Origin of the sequence: Microbaculum marinisediminis, from assembly GCF_025397915.1 — a bacterium.
Classification (GTDB): Bacteria; Pseudomonadota; Alphaproteobacteria; order Rhizobiales; family Tepidamorphaceae; genus Microbaculum; species Microbaculum marinisediminis.
On sequence record NZ_JALIDZ010000014.1, the window covers coordinates 47612 to 64728 of the forward strand.

Annotated in this window: 16 protein-coding genes; 13 read left to right on the plus strand and 3 right to left on the minus strand. The window is 67.1% G+C overall.

Features of this window, described 5'->3' with window-relative positions; all coding sequences use genetic code 11:
- Positions 1-40 precede the first annotated feature (40 nt).
- On the minus strand, positions 41-859 hold the full coding sequence (locus MUB46_RS22985; protein WP_261618310.1) for a metal ABC transporter permease: 819 nt from the start codon (positions 857-859) through the stop codon (positions 41-43).
- Complete coding sequence (locus MUB46_RS22990) at positions 859-1704, minus strand: ATP-binding cassette domain-containing protein (protein ID WP_261618311.1); 846 nt, start codon at positions 1702-1704, stop codon at positions 859-861. The genes MUB46_RS22985 and MUB46_RS22990 overlap by 1 nt, the downstream gene beginning before the upstream one ends.
- 117 nt (positions 1705-1821) lie before the next feature.
- On the opposite strand from MUB46_RS22990, the gene MUB46_RS22995 reads away from it, so the two are divergent.
- From MUB46_RS22995 to MUB46_RS23045, 11 genes are all read left to right on the plus strand, one after another.
- A complete protein-coding gene (locus MUB46_RS22995; RefSeq protein ID WP_261618312.1) occupies positions 1822-2850 on the plus strand; it encodes a zinc ABC transporter substrate-binding protein in 1029 nt (342 codons plus the stop codon).
- Positions 2851-2958: 108 nt separating this feature from the next.
- Positions 2959-3921: a LysR family transcriptional regulator gene (locus MUB46_RS23000; RefSeq protein WP_261618313.1), complete on the plus strand. Its 963-nt coding sequence runs from the start codon at positions 2959-2961 to the stop codon at positions 3919-3921.
- Positions 3922-4060: 139 nt separating this feature from the next.
- Entirely contained in the window at positions 4061-4492 is a 432-nt protein-coding gene (locus MUB46_RS23005) for a RidA family protein (RefSeq protein ID WP_261618314.1), read from the plus strand.
- 37 nt (positions 4493-4529) lie between these two features.
- The gene (locus MUB46_RS23010) at positions 4530-5078 is read left to right on the plus strand and encodes a 3-hydroxyanthranilate 3,4-dioxygenase (RefSeq protein WP_261618351.1); all 549 of its coding nucleotides are present in this window, start codon (positions 4530-4532) and stop codon (positions 5076-5078) included.
- A gap of 169 nt (positions 5079-5247) precedes the next feature.
- A complete protein-coding gene (locus MUB46_RS23015) occupies positions 5248-6291 on the plus strand; it encodes an amidohydrolase family protein (RefSeq protein WP_261618315.1) in 1044 nt (347 codons plus the stop codon).
- A gap of 71 nt (positions 6292-6362) precedes the next feature.
- Positions 6363-7541, plus strand: coding sequence for an ABC transporter substrate-binding protein (locus MUB46_RS23020; protein ID WP_261618316.1), 1179 nt, complete (start codon positions 6363-6365; stop codon positions 7539-7541).
- Between the two features lie 77 nt (positions 7542-7618).
- A complete protein-coding gene (locus MUB46_RS23025; protein ID WP_261618317.1) occupies positions 7619-8542 on the plus strand; it encodes a branched-chain amino acid ABC transporter permease in 924 nt (307 codons plus the stop codon).
- Position 8543: 1 nt separating this feature from the next.
- A complete protein-coding gene (locus MUB46_RS23030; protein ID WP_261618318.1) occupies positions 8544-9551 on the plus strand; it encodes a branched-chain amino acid ABC transporter permease in 1008 nt (335 codons plus the stop codon).
- Positions 9544-10299 (plus strand): ABC transporter ATP-binding protein, encoded by a 756-nt coding sequence (locus tag MUB46_RS23035; RefSeq protein ID WP_261618319.1) that lies wholly within the window; start codon positions 9544-9546, stop codon positions 10297-10299. Before MUB46_RS23030 ends, MUB46_RS23035 begins: the two co-directional genes overlap by 8 nt.
- The gene (locus MUB46_RS23040; RefSeq protein ID WP_261618320.1) at positions 10299-11000 is read left to right on the plus strand and encodes an ABC transporter ATP-binding protein; all 702 of its coding nucleotides are present in this window, start codon (positions 10299-10301) and stop codon (positions 10998-11000) included. Before MUB46_RS23035 ends, MUB46_RS23040 begins: the two co-directional genes overlap by 1 nt.
- 6 nt (positions 11001-11006) lie before the next feature.
- Positions 11007-11891, plus strand: a complete 885-nt coding sequence (locus tag MUB46_RS23045) for an alpha/beta hydrolase (protein ID WP_261618321.1) — start codon at positions 11007-11009, stop codon at positions 11889-11891.
- Between the two features lie 160 nt (positions 11892-12051).
- On the opposite strand, the gene MUB46_RS23050 is transcribed toward MUB46_RS23045, so the two are convergent.
- The gene (locus MUB46_RS23050) at positions 12052-13368 is read right to left on the minus strand and encodes a UDP-glucose dehydrogenase family protein (RefSeq protein WP_261618322.1); all 1317 of its coding nucleotides are present in this window, start codon (positions 13366-13368) and stop codon (positions 12052-12054) included.
- Between the two features lie 237 nt (positions 13369-13605).
- Between MUB46_RS23050 and MUB46_RS23055 the strand changes: the two genes are divergently transcribed.
- Positions 13606-15276, plus strand: a complete 1671-nt coding sequence (locus MUB46_RS23055) for a formate--tetrahydrofolate ligase (protein ID WP_261618323.1) — start codon at positions 13606-13608, stop codon at positions 15274-15276.
- Between the two features lie 140 nt (positions 15277-15416).
- Entirely contained in the window at positions 15417-17111 is a 1695-nt protein-coding gene (locus tag MUB46_RS23060; RefSeq protein WP_261618324.1) for an NAD(P)H-dependent oxidoreductase subunit E, read from the plus strand.
- Positions 17112-17117: the final 6 nt, after the last annotated feature.

The window sequence follows — 17117 nt, forward strand, 5'->3', positions numbered from 1 at the left end:
TCGGGCTTGCCCCGATGGATGCCCGGCCGCGCCCGCGCGGTCAACCGTTCTCGGCGCCGCGCCTGACCACGTCGTAAAAGCTCGCGATCGCGGCGGACACCACGAAGATCAGGAACGCCGCCACCACGATCGAGGGACCGGCCGGCGTATCCCATTCCCCGGACGCATAGAGCCCGCCGATCACCGCAAGGACGCCAAGCCCTGCCGAGATGACTGCCATGCGCTCCGGCGTGCGGGAAAACCCGCGTGCCGCGGCCGCCGGGATGATCAGCAGCGACGTGACCAGCAGGATGCCGACGATCTTCATCGCGATCGCCACCACCACGGCGATCATCAGCACGTAGACCACCTCGACGGCGACGACGTTGACGCCTTCGGCACGGGCGAGATCCCGGTCGACGGTCGCCGCCACGAGGGGTCGCCAGATCGCCGTCAGCGTCGCGAGGACCACTACGGCGCCGCCGATCACCGCGTAGACATCGGCCCGTCCCACGGCCAACACGTCGCCGAACAGGTAGCCGACAAGATCGACGCGCACCCAGGTCATGAACGCGAGGGTCACCAGGCCGATCGAAAGCGCGGCGTGCGACAGAATGCCGAGAACGGTATCGCCGGCGACGCGGGCGACCCGCAGCAGGACGACCAGCAGCAACGCCACGATCACCGTCATCAAGAACACGCCGAGCGTCGGGCCGATGCCGGCGAGCAGGCCGAGCGCTACGCCGAGGAGAGCCGCGTGCGCCGTGGTGTCGCCGAAATAGGCCATGCGCCGCCAGACGATGAAGCAGCCGAGAGGACAGGCCACCAGCGCGACGCCGATGCCGGCGATCAGCGCGCGGACGAAGAAGTCGTCGAGCATCAGTGTCCGCCCTCCCCGGCGTGCCCATGATGATGATGATCGTGGTCGTGGCCATGCGCCGGCACCACCTCGCCGGACGGCGTGTGCACGTGATCGTGCTTGTGCGCGTAGATCGCCAGCGTATCGGCGGCCTGCGGTCCGAACAGGCGCATGTATTCCGGGCTGCGCGAGACGTCGCCGGGCTCGCCGGTGCAGCACACGTGCCCGGCGAGGCACAGCACGCGATCGGTCGCCCGCATCACCACGTGCAGGTCGTGGCTGACCATCAGGACGCCGCATCCATGCAGGTCCCGCAGCGAGGCGATCAGCCGGTAGAGATCGACCTGGCCTGAGAAATCGACGCTCTGCACCGGTTCGTCGAGGACGAGCATGTCCGGCTTGCCGAGCAACGCCCGGGAGATCAGCACCCGCTGGAACTCTCCCCCCGACAGTTCCTGGACGGGACGGCGAAGGAGATGCGCGACGGCGGTTTCCTCGAGCGCGGCGGCGACGTCGGCACGGGGGGCGCGGCGCACCAGCGTCATCAGCCGTTCCACCGACAGCGGCATGGTGCGGTCGACGGCAAGGCGCTGCGGCACGTATCCAAGCTTCACGCCCCGCGGGCGCACGATATGCCCCGCCGACGGCCGCTCGATCCCGAGCAGCGTCTTGATCAGCGTCGTCTTGCCGCCGCCATTCGGTCCGACGATGGAGACGATCTCGCCGCGACGGACCTCCAGATCGACGTCACGGATCAGCCAGCGTCCGTCGCGACGCACGCCCAGGCCGTGGCATCCGAGCAGGATTTCGGCCTCGGCGGCCGCGGAACGCCGCTTTTCGTGGGCCTCTGGTATGATTTGGTTCATTTTCCGGTCTCTTTCACGGGGGACAACCCGGCAACGCGCCGCCAACACGGATTGTTATAGTATAACATATGTTATAGTGTAACACGCCTTAGCCAACGTTGTAGAGGGGTTCATCACATGGGACGGTCCCGATCCCGAAGCCTTGCCGCCGCGTCGTTCGCCTTGCTGCTGAACGCGGCAACCGCACACGCGGAAACACCTGAAGTCGTTACTTCGATCAAGCCGCTGCATTCTCTTGTCGCCGGTGTCATGCAGGGTGTCGGAGAGCCGCACCTGCTCGTCGGCGGCGGCGAATCCCCGCACACCTATTCGATGCGGCCGTCCGACGCCGAAGCGCTGTCGAATGCCGACGTGATATTCTGGGTCGGCGAGGAACTCGAGACCTTTCTCCAACGGCCGATCGCGAACCTCGGCGCCGATGCGCGCGCCATCGCGCTGCTGCACGCCCCCGGCATGACGCTCCTGGAGTTTCCCGAGGACGGCGACGAGGCGCACACCGACGACCATGCGGACTGCGAAGACGAACACGCCGGGGATCATCCCGATGATCACGAGGAGGCCGCCGACGACCACCATGACGACCACCATGATGATGAACCCGGAGAGCACGCCCATCACCATGCCGGAACCGATCCTCATGTCTGGCTCGATCCGGCGAACGCACGCGCCATGGTCGCCGAAATCGTCGCCGTCCTGGCCGACGTGGACGCGAAGAACGCGGATATCTATCGCCGCAACGGCGCGGATCTGACGGCCCGCCTGGAGCAGCTCGAGGCAGATACGACCGAAACCCTGAAGCCGTATCGCGACATCCCCTATTTCACGTTCCACGAGGCTTTCCGGTACTTCGGGTCGCGCTTCGGTCTCGACTCGCAAGGGGCGATCTCGCTCAGCCCGGACCGCCAGCCCGGTGCCCAGCGCCTGAGAGAGATCCGTGCCGAGATCGGCCGCTACGACCGGGTTTGCATCTTCGCCGAACCGCAGTTTCCGCCGAAACTCGTCGATGTCATCGTCGAAGGCACCCCGGCCCGAACCGGCACGCTCGACCCGCTCGGCGCCGCGCTCGCGCCCGGACCGGACCTCTACCTGGACCTGATCCGATCGAACCGCGACGCGTTCGCCAACTGTTTCCAGAGCACGATGTAGCGACGGTATAACGCCAAAGCCTTCCGGTATCCTATAGTATGAGTAGCGACTCGCTTCCCAATACGGTGAAGTTGCGGTCCAATCGGCCTCACCTTGGGAGTGGATTGGATGCCGGAAGGTCTGGCCGAGGCAACCCAGCGATTATCCGTCAAGCAACTACGGATAATCGCCGCGATTGAAGACCATGGCTCCATTCGGGTGGCCGCGGAAAGCCTGAATATTACGCAACCCACGGCGACGAAGGCGCTCAAGGAGGCTGAGCGCATTCTCGACGTCCGGCTGTTCACCCGCACCAACCGCGGCGTGCTTCCCACCCCCTTCGGCACGACGTTGAGCCGCCGTGCCCGGCTGATCCTCACCGAACTGCGCCATGCCGGTGAAGAGATCCGCGATCTCCAGGAGGGCCTCGGCGGCCGTGTCGTCGTCGGCACGTTGCTTGCCGCCTCCGCCCGCCTTCTGCCGTCGGCCATGTCGCGGCTGCGCTGCGAACGGCCGAAGGTCACGGTCACGGTCGTCGAGGGCACCAACGACCTGCTGCTGCCCGCGCTGAGGCTGGGCAATCTCGATCTGATCGTCGGCCGCCTGCCCGAATTCCGCGGCCGCGAGGGCACCCACCAGGAGGCCCTGTACGACGAGATCACCTGCCTGGTGGTGCGGCCGGGCCATCCGCTGCTGTCGTCGCCCCAGATCACGCTGGCCGACACGCTCGCCTGGGACTTCATCCTGCCGCCGCAGGAAACCACGCTGCGCCGCCAGCTCGACCACGCCTTCCATCAGGCGGACCTTCAGGTTCCGCCGGTCGTCGTCGAATCCGTGTCGGTTCTGACCAACCGCCGGCTCGCCGCCGAAACCGACGCGATCTCCGCCTGGCCCTATCAGGTTGTGAGACAGGACGTGCTCGAGGGCAGGCTGATGCGTCTGCCGATCGCCCTTCCGAAGGTCTCCGCGCCCGTCGGTCTGACGACGCGCGCCGAGGCAACGCCCTCCCCGGTCGCCGCCTCGCTGATGGCAGAACTGCGGATCGTCGCGTCCCAGATCGCCGAGGAGTACACGACCGACCAGGTATTCTGATTGGTTATATCAAAACGGGAATAATTCATTTCGCCCGAATATCGGTTCATGACAAACTCGTCGGTACCGCCGCGGCCCTAAACCGCCCGCCCGAAACCACCCGGAAGTCCATACCGCCGTCCTTCGCGCAGGGAACGACATGACCGACGACAGCTCTTCCGCCCGCCTGATCGAAGGCAAGCCGAAACCGCGCGGCGCCTACCCGCACGTCAAGCGCGCCGGCGACTTCCTGTTCGTTTCCGGCACCACGGCGCGCCGCAAGGACAACACGATCGCCGGCGCCGAGGAGAGCGACGAGATGGGAACGCGGGTGCTCGACATCCGCGCCCAGACCCGCGCCGTCATCGAGAACATCGGCGACATTCTCGCCGCCGAAGGCGCCGGCCTCGAGGATCTCGTCGAGATCACCACCTACCTCGTGAACATGAACGATTTCGGCGGCTACAACGCCGCCTACGCGGAGTATTTCGACTATTCCGGCCCCACGCGGGCGACCGTCGCCGTTCACCAGCTCGCCCACCCGCACCTGCTCGTGGAGATGAAGGCGATCGCGTTCAAGCCCCGCGGCTGACCCATCCGCGGCTGTTGCAAGGGAGACGTCCGTGAACATCCATCCGAGCCTGACGCCGTTCAACTTCCAGAAATGGATCGACGAGAACCAGCACCTGCTCAAGCCGCCGGTCGGCAACAAGCACCTGTTCGACAATAAGTCGAACATGATCGTCATGGTCGTCGGAGGCCCGAACCGGCGCGTCGATTTCCACGACGACCCGGTCGAGGAATTCTTCTACCAGCTCAAGGGCGACATGATCCTGAAGATCGCCGAGAACGGAAAGATCTACGACGTGCCGATCCGCGAGGGCGAGGTGTTCATGCTGCCCGCCCATGTCCGCCACGGCCCGCAGCGCCCGCAGGAAGGCTCCATCGGCCTCGTCGTCGAGAGCCCGCGCGTTCCCGGCATGCTGGACGGGTTCGAATGGTACTGCTTCGCGTGCGGCGGCCTCGTCCACCGCATCGAGGTCGAGCTCAAGGACATCGTCAACGACCTGCCGCCGCTCTACGAGGCGTTCTATGCCGACGAGGAGGCGCGCACGTGCAAGACCTGCGGCGCCGTCCATCCCGGCAAGGTTCCGCCCCCCGGCTGGGCCGAGATTTGAGCGGCAGCCGGCCCGCACCGCTGATGCCGGCCGCTCCGAAGTCTCCGGCCCCGCACGCCCTCCGCCGAGGGAGTGAGCGGGGCACGGAGACGCCATCCTTCTTCCGCTCGTTCCCGCGAAGGCGGGAATCCAGAGGCGGCACGGCGAGACCTGCGAGGTTCGTGGCCCAATGACCACCGTCGACATGCACAGCCACTTCTTCCCGCACACGTGGCCCGATCTCGCCGAGCGCTTCGGCACGCCCGACTGGCCGTGGATGAAGCATCTCGATGACGACAACGCGATGGTCATGGTCGGCGACCGCGAATTCAGGCCGGTCTATTCGGCCTGCTGGAGCGTCGACAAGCGGCTGGAGGAAATGGATCGCGACGGGATCGACCAGCAGATCCTGTGCGCGACACCGGTCCTGTTCGCCTACCTGCGAAAGCCCGAGGAAGCCGCCGACTGTGCCCGCATCTTCAACGACGCGGCGCTGGACATGACGGCCGCGGCGCCCGACCGGCTGTTCCCGCTCGCACAGGTGCCGCTGCAGGATACCGACCGCGCATGCCGCGAGGCCGAGAGGGCCATGGCCGACGGCCATCGCGGCATCCAGATCGGCAATCACGTCGGTGCCCGCGACCTCGACGACGAAGGCCTGATCGCGTTTCTGCAGCACTGCGCGACGATCGGCGCGCCGGTGCTCGTGCATCCCTGGGACATGCTGGGCGCCGACCGCATGTCGAAATGGATGCTGCAATGGCTGGTGGCGATGCCGGCGGAGACGCAGCTCTCGATCCTCACGCTCATCCTGTCGGGCGCCTTCGAGCGCCTGCCACGCTCGCTGAAGATCTGCTTCGCCCACGGGGGCGGCAGCTTTCCCTATCTGCTCGGCCGCGTCGACAACGCCTGGCGCCACCGCGATATCGTCCGCGAGGACTGTCCGAACCCGCCCTCGAGCTACGTCGACCGGTTCTGCGTCGATTCCGCGGTCTTCGACGACGGCGCGCTGCGCCTGCTGGTCGACGTGATGGGCAAAGACCGGGTACTGTTCGGCACCGACTACCCGTTCCCGCTCGGCGAGCAGAAGATGGGGGCGCTGGTACGCGGGTCGAAACGTCTGTCGGATGACGAGAAACGGGTCATTCTGGGGGAAAACGCCATCCGGTTCTTTGGACTGGCGCCAATAGACACCGTTGACAGGGCAAACCAAGAGGAAGAATTTCAACCCTAAAACAGATTGCCCCGCTTGAAACGGACCCGATCCGCCAGGGGTGCAACGGACAATCCAACGGGAGAGAGCAAATGGCATCCAGACTGACTTTTGCCGCACTCGGCATCGGCACCGCCCTGGTCGCGACAGCGGCCTTCGCCGACGACCCGGTCAAGATCGGCATGATCACCACCCTGTCCGGTCCCGCCGGGTATCTGGGCGAGGACGTTCGCGACGGCTTCACGCTGGCGATGGACGAGGAAGGCGGCAAGCTCGGCGGCGCCGATGTCGAACTCCTGGTCGAGGACGACGGTCTGAAGCCCGAGAACGCCCAGCAGATCGCCGACCGGATGCTCAAGCGCGACGGTGTCGAGATCGTCACCGGCGTCATCTTCTCCAACATCTCGCCGATCGTGGCGCCGATGACCATCGGCGCGGGCAAGATCTACATCTCCCCGAATTCGGCCCCGTCGATCTTCGCTGGCGAGAAGTGCAACGAGAACTACTTCGTCGTCTCCTGGCAGAACGACTCCCTGCACGAAGCCGCCGGCATCGCCGCCGAGAAGGCCGGCTACAAGTCGGCCGTCGCGCTGGCGCCGAACTATCAGGCGGGCAAGGACGCGATCGCCGGCTTCAAGCGCCGCTTCGGCGGCGAGATCGTCGATGAGATCTATACGCAGCTCGGCCAGACCGACTACGCCGCCGAGATCGCCAAAATCCGCGCCGACAAGCCGGAAATGGTGTTCTACTTCCTGCCCGGCGGCATGGGCATCAACTTCATGAAGCAGTACGACCAGGCCGGCCTCAAGGCCGACATCCCGCTGGTCGTCTCCGCGCCGAGCCTCGAGCAGCGCATCATGGAGGCCGTCGGCGAGGCCGCACTCGGCGTCTCCACGTCGAGCCACTGGAACATCGACCTCGACAATGCCGCAAACAAGGCCTTCGTCGAGGGCTTCCGCGCCAAGTACGACCGCGAGCCGACCCCCTATGCCAGCCAGGGCTACGACACCGCGAAGCTGATCGCCAGCGCCCTGAAGGCGACCGGCGGCAAGGTTTCCGGCGACCAGGACGGCTTCCGCACGGCGCTGAAGGCCGCCGATTTCGACTCCGTGCGCGGCGATTTCAAGTTCGCCAACAACAACCACCCGATCCACGACTGGTACGCCATCAAGGCCGAGAAGGGCCCGGACGGTAAGCTCCATCTCGTGACCACCGGCGTCATCGCCGAGGATCACGTGGACGCGTACCACGAAAAGTGCCCGATGAACTGATCGGTTGAGTATCCGGGCGGCCGGGTGCCGGCCGCCCGATTCCTGGTGTTCGACGCAGTCCGGGGGGAAGCGCGTCCATGCTCCTTTTCGTCGAACAGATTCTGAACGGGCTGCAGCTCGGAATCTTTCTGTTCCTCGTGGCCGCCGGCCTGACGCTGATCTTCGGCATCATGGGCCTGATCAATCTCGCCCACGGCTCGCTGTTCATGATCGGCGCCTATGTCGCCGCCACCGTCACCGCCTGGACCGGCTCGTTCGTCGCCGGTCTGCTCGCGGCCCTGCCCGCCGCGGCGCTCGCCGGCGTCGTCATCGAGTTCGTGGTGATGCGCCGGCTCTACGACCGCGATCACCTCGACCAGGTGCTCGCGACCTTCGGCCTGATCCTGTTCATCAACGAGGCGGTGACGATGATCTGGGGCCGTACGCCCCTGTTCCTCAACGTGCCCGACGCCCTGAAGGGCTCCGTCGAGATCATCCCCGGCGTCCCCTACCCGGTCTACCGGATCGCCATCATCGCCGCCGGCATCCTCGTTGCGCTGATCCTGTGGGCCGTGATCACCCGCACCCGCGCCGGCATGCTGATCCGCGCCGGCTCCACCAATCGCGAGATGGTGGCCGCGCTCGGCGTCGACATCGCCCTGCTCTACACCGCCCTGTTCGCCGCCGGCGCCGTCTTCGCCGGGTTCGCCGGCGCCATGGCCGGACCGCTCGTCTCGGTGCAGGTCGGCATGGGCGAGCAGATCCTGATCCTCGCCTTCGTCACCATCGTCATCGGCGGCATCGGCTCGATCCGCGGCGCGCTGATCGGCTCGCTTCTGGTCGGCCTCGTCGACACGCTCGGCCGCGCCTTCGTGCCCGACCTCCTGAAACTGTTCCTTCCGCCCGCCGAAGCCGACGGCATCGGCGCCGGCCTGTCCTCGATGATGGTCTATCTGCTGATGGCCCTGGTTCTGATCATCCGGCCCAGCGGCCTGTTCCCCACCGCCTCGGGGGCGCGCTGACATGCCGATGCGATACGAAAAGCCGTTCCTGGTCGCCGGCCTGATCCTGCTTCTCGCCTTCCCGTTCATCGCCGAGGCGCTCGGCAACGCCTATTTCACCTCGACCGTCTCGCGCATCCTGATCTTCGCGATCGCCGCCATCTCGCTCGACCTGATCCTCGGCTTCGGCGGCCTGGTCAGCTTCGGCCACGCCGCCTATCTCGGCATCGGCGCCTATGTCGTGGCGATCCTGTCGTTCCACGCCTATGACGGCTCGCCGCTGTTCGGCCTGCCCGGCACCGAGTCCGGGCACCTCGTCTGGCCACTCGCGGTGCTGATCTCGGCGCTGGTGGCGGTGCCCCTGGGCGCGCTCTGCCTGAGGACCAGCGGCGTCTACTTCATCATGATAACGCTGGCGTTCGCCCAGATGCTGTTCTTCTTCTTCGTCTCGCTGCAGCGCTACGGCGGCGACGACGGCCTGTTCATGTTCGCGGGCCGCAGCGAGATGCCGTTCATCGATCTCGAGAACGACACCACCTTCTACTACGTCTGCCTCGGCTTCCTGGTCGCGTTCTTCCTGTTGTGCCGCGCCATCGTCGCCTCGCGGTTCGGCCGTGTCCTGCGGGGCATCAAGCAGAACGAGCGGCGCATGGTGATGCTCGGCTATCCCGTCTACCGCTACAAGCTGGTCGCCTTCGTCATCGCCGGGGCCGGCGCGGGGCTGGCCGGTGCGCTGCTGGCCAACCACACCAAGTTCGTCAGCCCGGACATCCTCGCCTGGACCAAGTCCGGCGACATCATGATCATGGTCATCCTCGGCGGCATCGGCACGCTCACCGGGCCGATCCTGGGGGCGGCCGCCTTCCTGATGCTGGAGGACTACCTGCCGGTCATCTTCGGCGATCTGAACATGGACCTCCTGAAGGATCACTGGCGCGTCGTGTTCGGGCCGATGCTGATCCTGATCGTGCTGTTCGCCAAGCGCGGCCTCCACGGCATGCTGTTCCGGAAGGAGGCCGGCGATGACTGAGCCGCTTCTCAGGGTCGATGGCCTGGCCAAGTCCTTCGGCGCCCTGCGCGCCACCGACGACCTCAGCCTCGAGGTGGCCGAAGGCGAGATCCACGCCCTGATCGGCCCCAACGGCGCCGGCAAGACCACGCTGGTCAGCCAGCTCTCCGGCGAGCTGACACCCAATGCCGGCCGCATCCTGTTCGACGGCCGCGACATCACCGCCATGTCCGCCTACGAACGCCCCCATATCGGCCTCGTGCGCTCGTTCCAGATCACCTCGATCTTCCCGGAATTCACGACCCTGGAGAACGTCGCCCTCGCCGCCCAGTCTCGCACCGGGCACTCGTTCCACTTCTTCGCCCCCGTCGCCCGGGACAGGACGCTCAACGACATCGCCATGACGGCGCTGCGCGACGTCGCGCTGGACGATGCCGCCGGCCGCCCCGCCCATGCCCTCTCCCACGGCCAGCAGCGCCGGCTGGAGCTGGCCATGGCGCTGGTGCTGCAGCCCCGCCTGCTGCTTCTCGACGAGCCGATGGCCGGCATGGGGCCCGACGAGAGCGCCTTCGTGGTCGAGGTGCTGTCGAAACTGCGCGGCGACGTCACCATGCTGCTGATCGAGCACGACATGGACGCCGTCTTCGCGCTCGCCGACCGCATCACCGTGCTCGTCTACGGCCGCTCCATCGCCACCGGCACGCCCGCCGACATCCGCGAGAACCCGGCCGTGCGCGAAGCCTATCTCGGCGACGAGGAGGCGGCGTGATGCTGACCCTGTCCGGCGTCGAGACCTTCTACGGCCGCAGCCAGGTTCTGTTCGGCGTCGACCTGGCGGTCGATGCCGGCGAGGTGGTGACGCTGATGGGCCGCAACGGCATGGGCAAGACCACCACGGTGCGCTCGATCCTCGGGCTGACCCCGCCCAGACGCGGCTCCGTGACCTTCGACGGCCGCGAGGTCGCCGGGCTGCCGCCGCACCGGATCGGACGGCTCGGCATCGGGCTCGTGCCGGAAGGCCGGCAGATCTTCCCGACGCTCACCGTGCGCGAGAACCTGGTGGCAACCGCCGCCAATCGGGCCGGCAGCGGCCATCCCTGGTCGCTGGACGCCATCTACGACCTGTTCCCCCGGCTGGGCGAACGCCACAGCCAGTTCGGCCGCTCGCTTTCGGGCGGCGAGCAGCAGATGCTCGCCATCGGCCGCGCCATGATGACCAATCCGAAGCTCCTGGTGCTGGACGAGGCCACGGAGGGCCTGGCCCCGTTGATCCGCGAGGAGATCTGGAACGTCATCGAACGGCTGAAGGCCGCCGGCCAGTCGATCCTGGTGATCGACAAGAACCTGTCGGCCTTGAAGCGAATCGCCGATCGGCACTTCATCATGGAGAAGGGCGTCGTCGTGTGGGCGGGCGACAGCGCCGCGCTCGACGCCGATCCCGATGTCGCCCATCGCTACCTCGGAGTCTGACTGACCATGCCGAAGGCACCCGGCCCCGAGCTCTACAGGGGGATGGACCGCGCGACGCTGGAACGCGAATACGACGCGCGCGCGACGGTGCCCTCGATCGATCCCTTTCTGGAGCGCTACGCCGCCATCTCCGCGGACATGCGCGCCACCCTGCCCTGCCACCTCGACGTCTCCTACGGGCCGAGCGACGCCGAGACCATGGACGTATTCCCGGCCGGCCCGAACGCGCCGGTCTTCGTCTTCATCCATGGCGGCTACTGGCGGCTGTTGTCCAAGGACGACTCCGCCTTCATGGCCGAGGTCTTCACCCGCGCCGGCGTCTCCGTCGTCGCGCTGAACTACGCCCTCGCCCCGGCCGTCAGCCTCGACGAGATCGTGCGCCAGTGCCGGGCCGCGATCGCCTGGATCTACGCCAACGGCCGCGAATTCGGCATCGATTGCGACCGCATCTTCGTCGGCGGCAATTCCGCCGGCGGCCATCTCGTCGGCATGCTGACCTGCGGCGACTGGCACGACGCGTTCGGGGTTCGCCCCGACGTGATCAAGGGCGCGCTCGCCGTCAGCGGCCTCTTCGACCTGGAGCCCGTGCGCCTCTGCGTCCCCAACGAATGGCTCAGGCTCGATGAGGACGCCGTCGCCCGCAACAGCCCGATACTGCACCTGCCGGAGCGCAACGGTTGCCCGCTGCTGGTGTCGTGGGCGGGAAGCGAGACCAGCGAATTCAAGCGCCAGAGCCGAGAGTTCGCCGATGCGTGGACGGCCCGCGATTTCCCCTGCACGGCCTTCGAACTGTCGGCCCGAAATCATTTCGACCTGATCCTCGACCTCGCCGATCCCGACAGCCGGATGACGCGCGAGACGCTATCGATGATCACGGACGACGGCGACTAGGCGCTGCCATCGATCGATACCGCAGCCGCAGCTTGCCCCCGAGGATCAAGGCCGGCGCACGCATTGGCTCGGGTGGCTTGACCGGTGCTCCCAAGAAAGCCGCGTGTCCCGGACCCGATCCGGGAGCATAAGGCCCCGAGGCCCATGGAAACCGGTTTTTCTACGCCCGCGGCGGCTTGCCGAGCGGATAGAGCACCAGGCCCGCCGCACGTGCCGTTTCCGGCTTCACCACATTGCGCAGATCGATCAGCGCCGGGCGGCGCATGCGCGCGCGCATGGCCGCGAAGTCGAGGGTTCGGAATTCCGGCCACTCGGTCAGGATCACCACCGCGTCCGCCTGATCGGCGACGCCCAGCGCATCGTCCGCGTAGGAAATGCCGTTCAGCAGCGGCCTGGCGTTGTCCATCGCCTCGGGATCGTAGGCGGTGACGATCGCGCCGCCCTTGACCAGTTCGGCGATGATGGTGAGCGACGGGGCCTCGCGCACGTCGTCCGTGCCGCTCTTGAACGCGATGCCGAGCACGCCGATCCGCTTGCCGTCCAGCCCGCCGACGACATCGCCGATCTTGGTCACCATGGCGTGCTTGTGCCACTGGTTGGCGGCCAGCACCGTCTCGACGATGGACAGCGGCGACCCGGCGTCCCGCGCCGCGTTCACCAGTGCGAGGGCATCCTTGGGAAAGCACGAACCGCCGTATCCGGGACCGGGCTTGAGGAACTCCGGACCGATGCGCGCGTCCAGCCCCATGCCGTGCGCCACCATCTCCACGTCGGCGCCGACCTTCTCGCACAGCCGCGCCATCTCGTTGATGAAGGCGATCTTGGTCGACAGGAAGGCGTTGGATGCGTGCTTGACCAGTTCGGACGTCTCCGGCGTCGTCGCCACCAGGACCGAGCCCTTTTCGATCAGCGGCGCGTAGACCGCCTTCAGCGCCTCCAGCGCCCGCTTGTCGCGGGTGCCCACGACGATGCGCTCGGCCTCGAGGAAATCCGCGACCGCCGCCCCCTCGCGCAGGAACTCCGGATTGGAGGCGACCGCGATATCGACGCCGGCGCGCCGCCCGGCGATGCGGCTCTCGATGCGCCGCGCGGTGCCGACCGGAACCGTCGATTTGGTGACGAGCAAGGTGAAGCCCTCGGCCGCGTCGGCCACCGCGTCGGTCACCGCCAGGACGGCGGTGAGATCCGGATTGCCGGTCTTCGGCTCCGGCGGGGTGCCGACGGCGACGAAGACGAGGTCCGCGCCGCGCACGGCCGCGGCGGTATCGGTCGTGAACGACAGCCGGCCGGCCGACATCTGGTCGAACACCAGCGTTTCGAGCCCGGGTTCGAAGATCGTGACGACGCCGCTTTGCAGCGCTTTCACCTTGTCGGCGTCGCGATCGACGCAGACGACGCTGTGGCCGAGCTTGGCGAAGCAGGCGCCGCAGACCAGGCCGACATAGCCGGTTCCGACGACGGCGATACGTTGAGTCATGGGCCGCTCTGACAATTGCGGATACGACACGCCCCGCCCGGGCATCCCGGCGGATATCCTGGGGGGCCTCCTGGCTGGCGGGCTACCAGACTAGGCTCTTGCGCGCAATCGCCTGGCGCATTTGGGGTTGCGAACGTCGCTTCCGCGCTCCCAAATGGCATATCGATGCGTACTAATTCAGAAGCCAGGCACCGTAACGGCATGTCAGGCCGAAAAAACGACCACAGGGGAGCCATCATGAAGTCTGATATCGAGATCGCCCGCGCGGCCAGCATGAAGCCAATCATGGACATTGCCGGCACGCTGGGCGTCCCGACCGACGCCGTTCTGCAATACGGGCCCTACAAGGCGAAGATTTCCCTGGATTACATTTCAAGCCTGGCCGACAGGCCCGACGGCAACCTGATCCTCGTCACGGCGATGACCCCGACGCCGGCCGGCGAAGGCAAGACGACGACGACGGTGGGCCTCGGCGACGGCCTCAACCGCATCGGCAAGAACGCCATCATGTGCCTGCGCGAGCCCTCGCTCGGCCCCTGCTTCGGCATGAAGGGCGGCGCGGCCGGCGGCGGCCATGCCCAGGTCGTGCCGATGGAGGACATCAACCTCCATTTCACCGGCGACTTCCACGCCATCACCTCGGCCAACAACCTGCTGGCTGCGCTGGTCGACAACCACATCTACTGGGGCAACGGCTGCGCGATCGACGTGCGCCGCGTCGCCTGGCGCCGCGTCATCGACATGAACGACCGGGCCCTGCGCGAGATCGTCTGCTCTCTCGGCGGCGTCGCCAACGGCTTCCCGCGCGAGGCCGGCTTCGACATCACCGTCGCCTCGGAAGTGATGGCGATCCTGTGCCTGGCGATGGACCTGGAAGACCTCGAGCGCCGCCTCGGCAACATCGTCGTCGGCTACACCCGCGACAAGACGCCGGTGACCGCGAAGGAGATAGAGGCCGCCGGCGCCATGACCGTCCTGCTCAAGGACGCGCTGATGCCGAACCTGGTGCAGACGCTGGAGAACAATCCCGCCTTCGTCCATGGCGGGCCGTTCGCCAATATCGCGCACGGCTGCAACACCGTGCTGGCCACGCGCACGGCGCTCAAGCTGGCCGAATTCGTGGTGACGGAGGCCGGTTTCGGCGCCGATCTGGGGGCCGAGAAGTTCTTCGACATCAAGTGCCGCAAGGCCGGCCTCAAACCCGCCGCCGCCGTCATCGTCGCCACCATCCGGGCGCTGAAGATGCATGGCGGGGTGAAGAAGGAGGATCTCGGCCAGGAGAACGTGGACGCGGTGAAGAAGGGCCTCGCCAATCTCGGCCGGCATATCCGCAATGTCGGCCAGTTCGGCGTGCCGGCCGTCGTCGCCATCAACGCCTTCACCTCCGACACGGAGGCCGAGTTCAGGGCGGTGGAGGACTACTGCACGGAGCTGGGTGTCGAGGCGATCCCGTGCACGCACTGGGCCGACGGCGGCAAGGGCACCGAGGCGCTGGCGAAGAAGGTGGTGGAGCTGTCCGATTCCGGACGCTCGCAGTTCCGCCCGCTCTACGACGACGATCTGCCGCTGTGGGACAAGGTGCGTACGATCGCCCGCTCGATCTACGCCGCCGAGGACATCGTCGCCGACAAGGCGGTCCGTGACCAATTCAGGCAGCTTCAGGACCAGGGCTTCGGCCACTTCCCGATCTGCATGGCCAAGACGCAGTACTCGTTCTCGACCGATCCCAACCTCAAGGGCGCGCCGACCGGCCACGTGGTCGCGATCCGCGAGGTCCGGCTATCGGCCGGCGCCGAGTTCATCGTGGTGATCACCGGCGAGATCATGACCATGCCCGGCCTGCCGCGCGTCCCGGCGGCCAATTCGATCCGGCTCGATGAAGCCGGTAACGTCGTCGGACTGTTCTGATCGCGTTAGACGATTCGAAACCACACAGACTGGAAGACGGACCGGTCGGGACCTAGTTTCCCGCCCGGCCCCAATCCAACGGCAGGCGGATGACCCGGAGAGCCATGAACGACCAGGCGAGCCCCCCCAGAGACCGGACAATGCCCCGTGGTGGGCCCCATGGTGGGCCCCATGGCGGAAACGGCCCCGGCAAGCGCCGCCGCGGCTACGGCCCCAAGGGCCGCGAGCTTGACGCGACGGCGCAGGACCAGGTGCTGGCGCTGCTCGGCGACCGGCCGCGCCGCCGCGACCTGCTGATCGAGTATCTGCACCTGATCCAGGACGAATACGGCTGCCTCGCCGCCGGCCACCTGATGGCGCTTGCCGACGAGATGCGGCTGTCGCAGGCCGAGGTCTACGAGGTCGCGACCTTCTACGCCCATTTCGACGTGGTGAAGGAGGGCGAGGCGCCGCCCGCGCCGATGGCGATCCGGGTGTGCGATTCCCTGCCCTGCATGATGGCCGGCGCCGAGGCGCTGTGTTCAGCGCTGGCGGCGAACCACGACCCGGCCGCTGTCCGCGTCGTTCGTGCCCCCTGCATGGGCCGCTGCGACAACGCGCCGGTCTGCGAGGTCGGCCACCGCCACGTCGACCACGCCACGCCGGAATCCGTCGCCGATATCGTGACGTCCGCGGACCATCACCCGGTGATCCCGGACTACCAGGTCCTCGAGGGCTACCTGTCCGAAGGCGGCTACGGCGAACTCGAGCGCGTCCGCTCCGGCGCGCTGACCTTCGACGCCGTGTCGACGACGATCGCCGAATCCGGCCTGCGCGGTCTCGGCGGCGCCGGCTTTCCCTCGGCGAAGAAATGGGACTTCGTCCGCTCCGCCCCCGCGCCCCGGCTGATGTGCGTCAACGCCGACGAGGGCGAGCCCGGCACCATCAAGGACCGGTATTACCTCGAGATGCGGCCCCACCAGTTCCTCGAAGGCATGCTGATCGCCGCCCATGCGGTCGAAGTCGAGCACATCTATGTCTACCTGCGCGACGAATATCCTGCCGCCCGCGAGATCCTGCGTCGGGAGATTGCCGCGATCGAAGCCGCGGGAATTGCCGCGCCGGGCTATATCGAGCTGCGCCGCGGCGCCGGCGCCTATATCTGCGGCGAGGAATCGGCGCTGATCGAATCCATCGAGGGCAAGCGCGGCCTGCCGCGCCACCGCCCGCCCTATGTCGCGACCGTCGGCGCCTTCGGCCGGCCGACCCTCGTTCACAACATCGAGACGCTCTACTGGATGCCGCCGATCCTGAAGAACGGGGCTGAGTGGTTCGCCGCTCAGGGCAAGCCCGGCCACAAGGGGCCGCGCTCCTATTCCGTTTCCGGCCGGGTCAGGAGCCCCGGCGTCAAGGTCGCCCCCGCCGGCATCACCGTGCGCGCGCTGATCGAGGAGCACTGCGGCGGCATGGCGGACGGCCACACGTTCGCCGCCTACCTGCCCGGCGGTGCCTCCGGCGGCATCCTACCGGCCGCGATGGGCGACCTGCCGCTCGATTTCGGCGAGCTGGAGAAGTACGGCTGCTTCGTCGGCTCCCATGCCGTGGTGATCCTGTCGGACCAGGACGACGTGCGCGACGCCGCGCTCAACCTCCTGAAGTTCTTCGAGGACGAGAGCTGCGGCCAGTGCACGCCCTGCCGCGCCGGCTGCGAAAAGGCGGTCAAGCTGATGGAATCCGGCCGTTTCGACGATCCGTTGCTCGAGGAGCTGTGCCAGACGATGGCCGACGCCTCGATCTGCGGCCTCGGCCAGGCTGCCCCGAACCCGATCCGCTCCGTGCGCAAGTTCTTTGGCTGAGGACAA